We start from the raw sequence: 5,415 nt of genomic DNA on the forward strand, positions 1-5,415 counted from the left end.
AAGAGGAGTCCGATCCGGCCGGTCCCCGGCGAGCGTGTCCGTCCGCTCACAGCGAGCACTCTGGGACGGCCGGTGCGAGTTCGCGGTACCGGCTGCGGTGGAAGATGAGCGGTTCTCGTCCGGGGTCCGCCCCGACGGTGAGGACCCGGCCGACGGCGAGGGTGTGGTCGCCGCCGTCGTACTCGTTCCACAGTTCACATGTGAGCCAGGCGCACACATCCTGCAGCAGGGGCGCTCCGCCGGCCCCCGGCGACCACGGAACCCCGTGGAACTTGTCGGCTCCCGAGCGCGCGAACGCGGCGCTCGTCGCGGCCTGGCCGGCCGAGAGGACGTTGACCCCGAAGGCGCCCGCCTCCCGGACGAGCGGCCAGGTCCGCGACGTGCGCGCCGGTGCGAAGGCGATGAGCAGGGGATCGAGTGACAACGAGACGAAGGACTGGCAGGTGAGACCGATCGGGCCAGTGGGCCCGTCGGCCGTGACAACGAGGACTCCGGACGCGAAGTGCCCGAGCACCTCGCGCACGGCGCTGTTGGTGGCCGCGGGGACGGCGAGCTGGGACATGGTTCCTCTTTCGTCCCGGGTGAGCGGCGCTCGCCCGGAGGGATACGGGCCGCGGAGCCGCGGCCAGGTCCACGACTCAGACCATCGGGCTGACCGGCCGCTCGTCGCCCACCAGCGCCCTCCCGTACATCTCCTTGGCGAGCCCAGGGTTGAGGGTGGGGTGCCGGGATCCGGTCTCCAGGTCGCGCCAGTGACGCTGCATGGTCTTGGCGAGCGAGAAGCTGCCTGCCCCGCTCACCGTCAGCAGCGACTGCACCGCCTGGCGCAGACACGCCGAGGCGTGCCCGGCGTCCATGCGCACCCGTGCGCGCTCCAGCAGCGTGGAGGTGCTCCCCGTGTCCGCCGCCGCACCGATGAACTCGGCCGAGCGCATCAGGTGCAGTTCGGCGGAGTCGATCAGCGTGGCCGCCTCGGCGAGCGCAGCCTGCACGCTGGGCGAGTCGCCTAGCCGGGCGTGCAGGGACATCGCCATCGGCTTGCCCCCGTCGACGGCCTCCAGGGTGAGCTTCAGAACCGCGCGCGCGATCCCCAGCAGCGGTCCCATGGAGACGATCGTCATCGACCCCGGCGCGATCCGGTACAGCGGCTCTTCGGGCAGGCCCTTGCCCTGGACGACGTCCATGAAGCGCCGAAGCCGGTGGTGCGGGACGAACACCTCCTCACCGACCAGGGTGTCGCTGCCGGTGCCGCGCAAGCCCGCCATGTCCCAGGTCCGGCGGATGGTGAGCGACGACACCGGGACCAATGCCAGCCCCCGCTCGGGCACGACTCCCCGGGCGCCGGGCAGCGGGACGCCGAGGAGGGCCCACTCGGCCTGATGTGATCCCGACGCCCACGACCAGGAGCCGGAGACGACCACCCCGCCCTCCACCGGACTGGACGAGGTCCCCGTACTGCCGAACACGCCGCACATGGGCACGTCGGGGCTCTCGCCCCACAAGTCGTACCGGGCCTGGTCGCCGAAGGACGCGGCGATCTGCTGCGCGACGTAGGAGACCATCACAACCCAGGCGCTCGAGGGACAGGCGAGCGCCAAGTCGGCCGACACCTGGAGGGCGGCGGCGGGAGACAGTTCATGGCCGCCGAAACGCTGGGGCACGCCGAGGCGGAACAGCCCCGCCTCCCGCAGCGCCCGCGTCGCCTCGGGCGTCAGCCGGCTCTCGCGCTCGGCGGCGTTCGCGTGACCACGCAGCACGGGCGCGATCGCGCGGCTCGCCTCTATGAGCTCCCGGGTCGGATCGGGGAGCGTGGCACGCTCCTCAGTGGTCAGCACAGGCATCATGGCTCCAGGGAAGACTAAACGGACCCAAGGGTCCGCCTCTGCTGTCCACTATAACCGAACCCGTGGGTCCGTTTAGGCCGCGCCCTCGGCGGCGGGACGCAAGACGAAGGCGCGGCAGCAAAGGCACCACCCGAGACAGGACAATGGACGGATGAACCCGGCGCAGACGACCCCGCAGAACACCTCGCAGGCGGCCCCCCGCAGGAGGGTCGACGCCCGCCGCAACCACGACCGCGTATTCGCGGCGGCCCTCGAGGTCTTCGGGCAGCTCGGTCTGCAGGGCACCGTGCCGCAGGTGGCCGAACGTGCCGACGTGGGCAAGGCCACGGTGTACCGCAGCTACCCGACCAAGGAGGACCTGGTGGAGGCGGTCGTACAGCATCGGCTGGCAGAACTCGACCGGGCCACAGAACCCACCATGGCGCGGGTCGACACGGCACACGCCTTCAGCACGTACGTGATCCTGCTCTTCGAGAACCTGGCCCGGGACCGATTGCTGTCGGAGGCGTTCGCGGAGGGGCGGTCGACGGCGCACATCGCCTCCCTGGTCGACCGGCTGGTCGGCCTCATGGAGGCGGCCAAGACCGCCGGGCTGGTCCGCGCGGACGCCTCGGCGCTCGACCTGCGCGTGGTGCTGTGCGGCATGTGTCTGCAACTGGTCAACCTGGCGGTGCGGGACCCGGCCCTGTGGCGCAGGTACGCCGAACTGACGCTCCAGGCGCTGCGGCCCTGACCCCTCCCGGTCGGGGCTCTTACGGGTCGCGGACCGCGCAACGGGCTGGGAGCGGCGCCCTTCGCCCGGATCACGCCACGGCTCCCACACGCCCTTGGCGCCCTCTCGTCGGCTTCCGACGGCAGTGGGTAAGCGGACGGCGCGCCGTGACGCGCCCCGGACATACCCAAGCTCGCCCCTGGATGATCAATTCCAAGGGTCAGTGAATCCCTACTCTCCCCGGCCGGCGGAAAGGAGCTGGAAGTCGACGACGACGCAACCAACCTGTCCGTCATCGGTGCGGCCGATCCAGACGGGGTAGGCCGGTCGCCCTGGCCGGCGCGGAAGGCGATGAGGCCGACTCCAGCACCCGCTTGGTCAGCTGCTGCAGCAGCCCGCCCTCACCGGTCAACTGCAGGCCGCTCGCGCGGGCCCGGTCGACCAGCTGCCCGATCAACTGATCGTTCAGCACGTCCGCAGACAGCTCGACCGGCCGGACCTCTTCAACCGCCTCAACAGAGGCAGTCACGTCGCTCATCAGGTGTTTTTCCTTGATCGGGAGTTACACCGTTCTTTTTACAGTCCCGATCATGGTCGAGCGGCAGGGTGCCTTCGTTCGGGGGATGTCCTGGATGTGTGCATGCACGCTGGAGAGCCGATCAGCTGGCCCGTGAGGTGCGCAGATTCTCCCGATCCGATCGGGCTACGGGGCCATGACGAGCCGGCTGTGCCCGTCGCCCCAGCAGGCGACGGGCACGGAACCTCGGCCCTGGGATAACGGACACACCGCGAACCATCACGCTCGCGTCCAGCCCTGCGCCGTGGCAGGCCCCCTGCTAACAGCAGACCGGGGCCCCGATCTGCAAGCGTCGACCGAAGGCTAGGGACACGGTGATCGGACACGGCGCTGTCGGGTCGCGTTTGGAGTGGCGCCGGCAACGATGGACAGTGATACACGCTGGTCTCATAGACTGAGCGGGGTCACCTCAGGACCATTGCTGCTTCGAGGGAGGTACGCCGTGACTGCTGACATGATTGCGCCGGAGTGGATGCACACACCGATCACCGCGGCGCAGTACGACTCCTGGTCTGCGGAGCAGTGCAGGGGCATCGAGATTGTGGACGGGATGGTCGTGGTGAGTCCGAGCGCGTCCAAACGCCACAATCGCCTGGCCCGATTCCTGGCCAATGCCCTGGATGCTGCGGCGTCGCCGGAATGGAATGCCGACACGGACTTTGATGTCCGACTGCAGGATGTTCCGCTGACGAACCGCCGCCCCGACGTCGTGGTCTACCGGGCGGACACGATCGACATCACCCCCACGAGGCCGGAGCATGTGCTCCTGGTCGTGGAAGTGGTCTCGCCGGGCTCGGAGACCACGGACCGTATCGTGAAGATGGAGCAGTACGCCAAGGCGGGGATCTCCTTCTATTGGCGTGTGGAGCAGACAGCCAACGGGGTCCCGCTGGTGTATACCTACCTGCTCGACCCGGCGGCCGGGGTCTACCGGGACGGGGACGTCTTCACCGACGTCGTCAAAACCGCGGTTCCCTTCCCCCTTGAGATCAGCCTCAGCTCGATCTGACCTGGGCGGCACTGCCACCACCTGATCACAGCATGCATGCGGGACAGGTCGTCTATGCGCCGCCATTCGGACGCCCAGGCGTGACCCCGAACGGAGACCGAAAGTCGCTCACCTGTGCTTCAGGTCGGCGCGTGGCCGGTGACTGCCCGATGCTGGTCGGAACCCCACACGAAGGTCGTGACCTTCCGTGTCGGCCCCTCCGGGGAACCGGTCCCCAGCGTGGGCGGGGCCCCTGGGGGCCCTGCGGTTTGCGGACCAGCGGCGACGGTGACGCGCACCCCGCCGTTCAGCAACGACCTCCGCACGGACCGAACCAACCCTTCGCGACGACGGCGTCGCCGGGGTGCAGGCCGACAGCACCGTGATCCACAACCTCTGCATCGCTTCAGGGGCTCCCCACTCGTTGCCGTACTACGCGGTGGATGCCGCGATCTGCCGGGCGAGCCTGCGATGAGCGGTCGGTCCCGACTGCTCCCCTCGTGCGGAGACCGGCACTGCGACATCGTCGTGTGCTGAAGCCATCAGCCTCAGGATCGGAAGAAGACCTTATGCCGGCACAAATTGCCACCTGGTGAGACAGCCATAACCTTGAATCATGGCTATAGCAACGATCAGTCCCGTTACGGGCGAGGTCCTCAAGAGCTTCGATAAAATCACCCCCGATGAACTCGAAGACAAGCTTGCCCCGGGCGACGGCTGCTGCCGCGGCATATCGGTTGACAGCACCCGAGCAGCGAGCGGGATGGATGGGGCAAGCGGCTGACCGTCTGGAGAATGAGTCCGATGCCGTCGCCCGACTGCTGACCACGGAGATGGGAAAGACGCTCAAGGCAGCCCGAGAGGAAGTGGCCAAGTGCGTGCTGGGGCTGCGGTTCTACGCTGCCGAGGTCCCGGGGTTCCTGCAGGACCGTCAAGGGGACGGCCAGAGCGTCGTCGGTGCCAAGCAGACGTACGTCACCTACCAGCCGCTCCGCGTGGTTCTGGCGGTGATGCCGTGGAACTTCCCGCTGTGGCAGGCCATGCGTTTTGCCGCGCCGGCTCTCATGGCCGGCAACGTCGGATTGCTCAAGCACGCCTCCAATGTGCCGCAGACCGCGTTGTACATGGAGCGGCTCTTCCACGACGCGGGATTCCCCGACGATGTTTTCCAGACCTTGCTGATCTCTTCGGGAAGGGTGGAGCAGGTGCTGCGGGACAGGCGGCTGGCCGCCGCGACGCTGACCGGCAGCGAACCTGCGGGGCGGTCGGTGGCCACGATCGCCGGGGATGAGAT

At 68.6% G+C, this 5,415-nt stretch carries 4 protein-coding genes and 2 pseudogenes; 3 read left to right on the forward strand and 3 right to left on the reverse strand.

Translation table 11 applies throughout. The annotated features are described in order from the left end of the window. Positions 1–46: 46 nt before the first annotated feature. On the reverse strand, positions 47–562 hold the full coding sequence (locus ACRWNP_RS36850) for a flavin reductase family protein (protein WP_431969330.1): 516 nt from the start codon (positions 560–562) through the stop codon (positions 47–49). Positions 563–638: 76 nt separating this feature from the next. Continuing rightward, positions 639–1,844, reverse strand: a complete 1,206-nt coding sequence (locus ACRWNP_RS36855; protein ID WP_431969332.1) for an acyl-CoA dehydrogenase family protein — start codon at positions 1,842–1,844, stop codon at positions 639–641. A gap of 151 nt (positions 1,845–1,995) precedes the next feature. Here ACRWNP_RS36855 and ACRWNP_RS36860 point away from each other — a divergent pair, with 151 nt between their 5' ends. Continuing rightward, positions 1,996–2,577: a TetR/AcrR family transcriptional regulator gene (locus tag ACRWNP_RS36860; RefSeq protein ID WP_431969334.1), complete on the forward strand. Its 582-nt coding sequence runs from the start codon at positions 1,996–1,998 to the stop codon at positions 2,575–2,577. A 334-nt stretch (positions 2,578–2,911) separates the two neighbouring features. On the opposite strand, the pseudogene ACRWNP_RS36865 reads toward ACRWNP_RS36860, so the two are convergent. Beyond that, positions 2,912–3,094 (reverse strand): annotated as a pseudogene (locus tag ACRWNP_RS36865) (IS256 family transposase); the annotation flags it as partial. Positions 3,095–3,575: 481 nt separating this feature from the next. Between ACRWNP_RS36865 and ACRWNP_RS36870 the strand changes: the two are divergent. Together ACRWNP_RS36870 and ACRWNP_RS36875 are read left to right on the forward strand one after the other, a co-directional pair. Further along, a complete protein-coding gene (locus ACRWNP_RS36870; RefSeq protein WP_431969336.1) occupies positions 3,576–4,142 on the forward strand; it encodes a Uma2 family endonuclease in 567 nt (188 codons plus the stop codon). Between the two features lie 595 nt (positions 4,143–4,737). Next, positions 4,738–5,415, forward strand: a pseudogene (locus ACRWNP_RS36875) (aldehyde dehydrogenase family protein); the annotation flags it as partial.

Source organism: Actinacidiphila sp. bgisy160, from assembly GCF_965342435.1.
Lineage (GTDB): Bacteria > Actinomycetota > Actinomycetes > Streptomycetales > Streptomycetaceae > Actinacidiphila.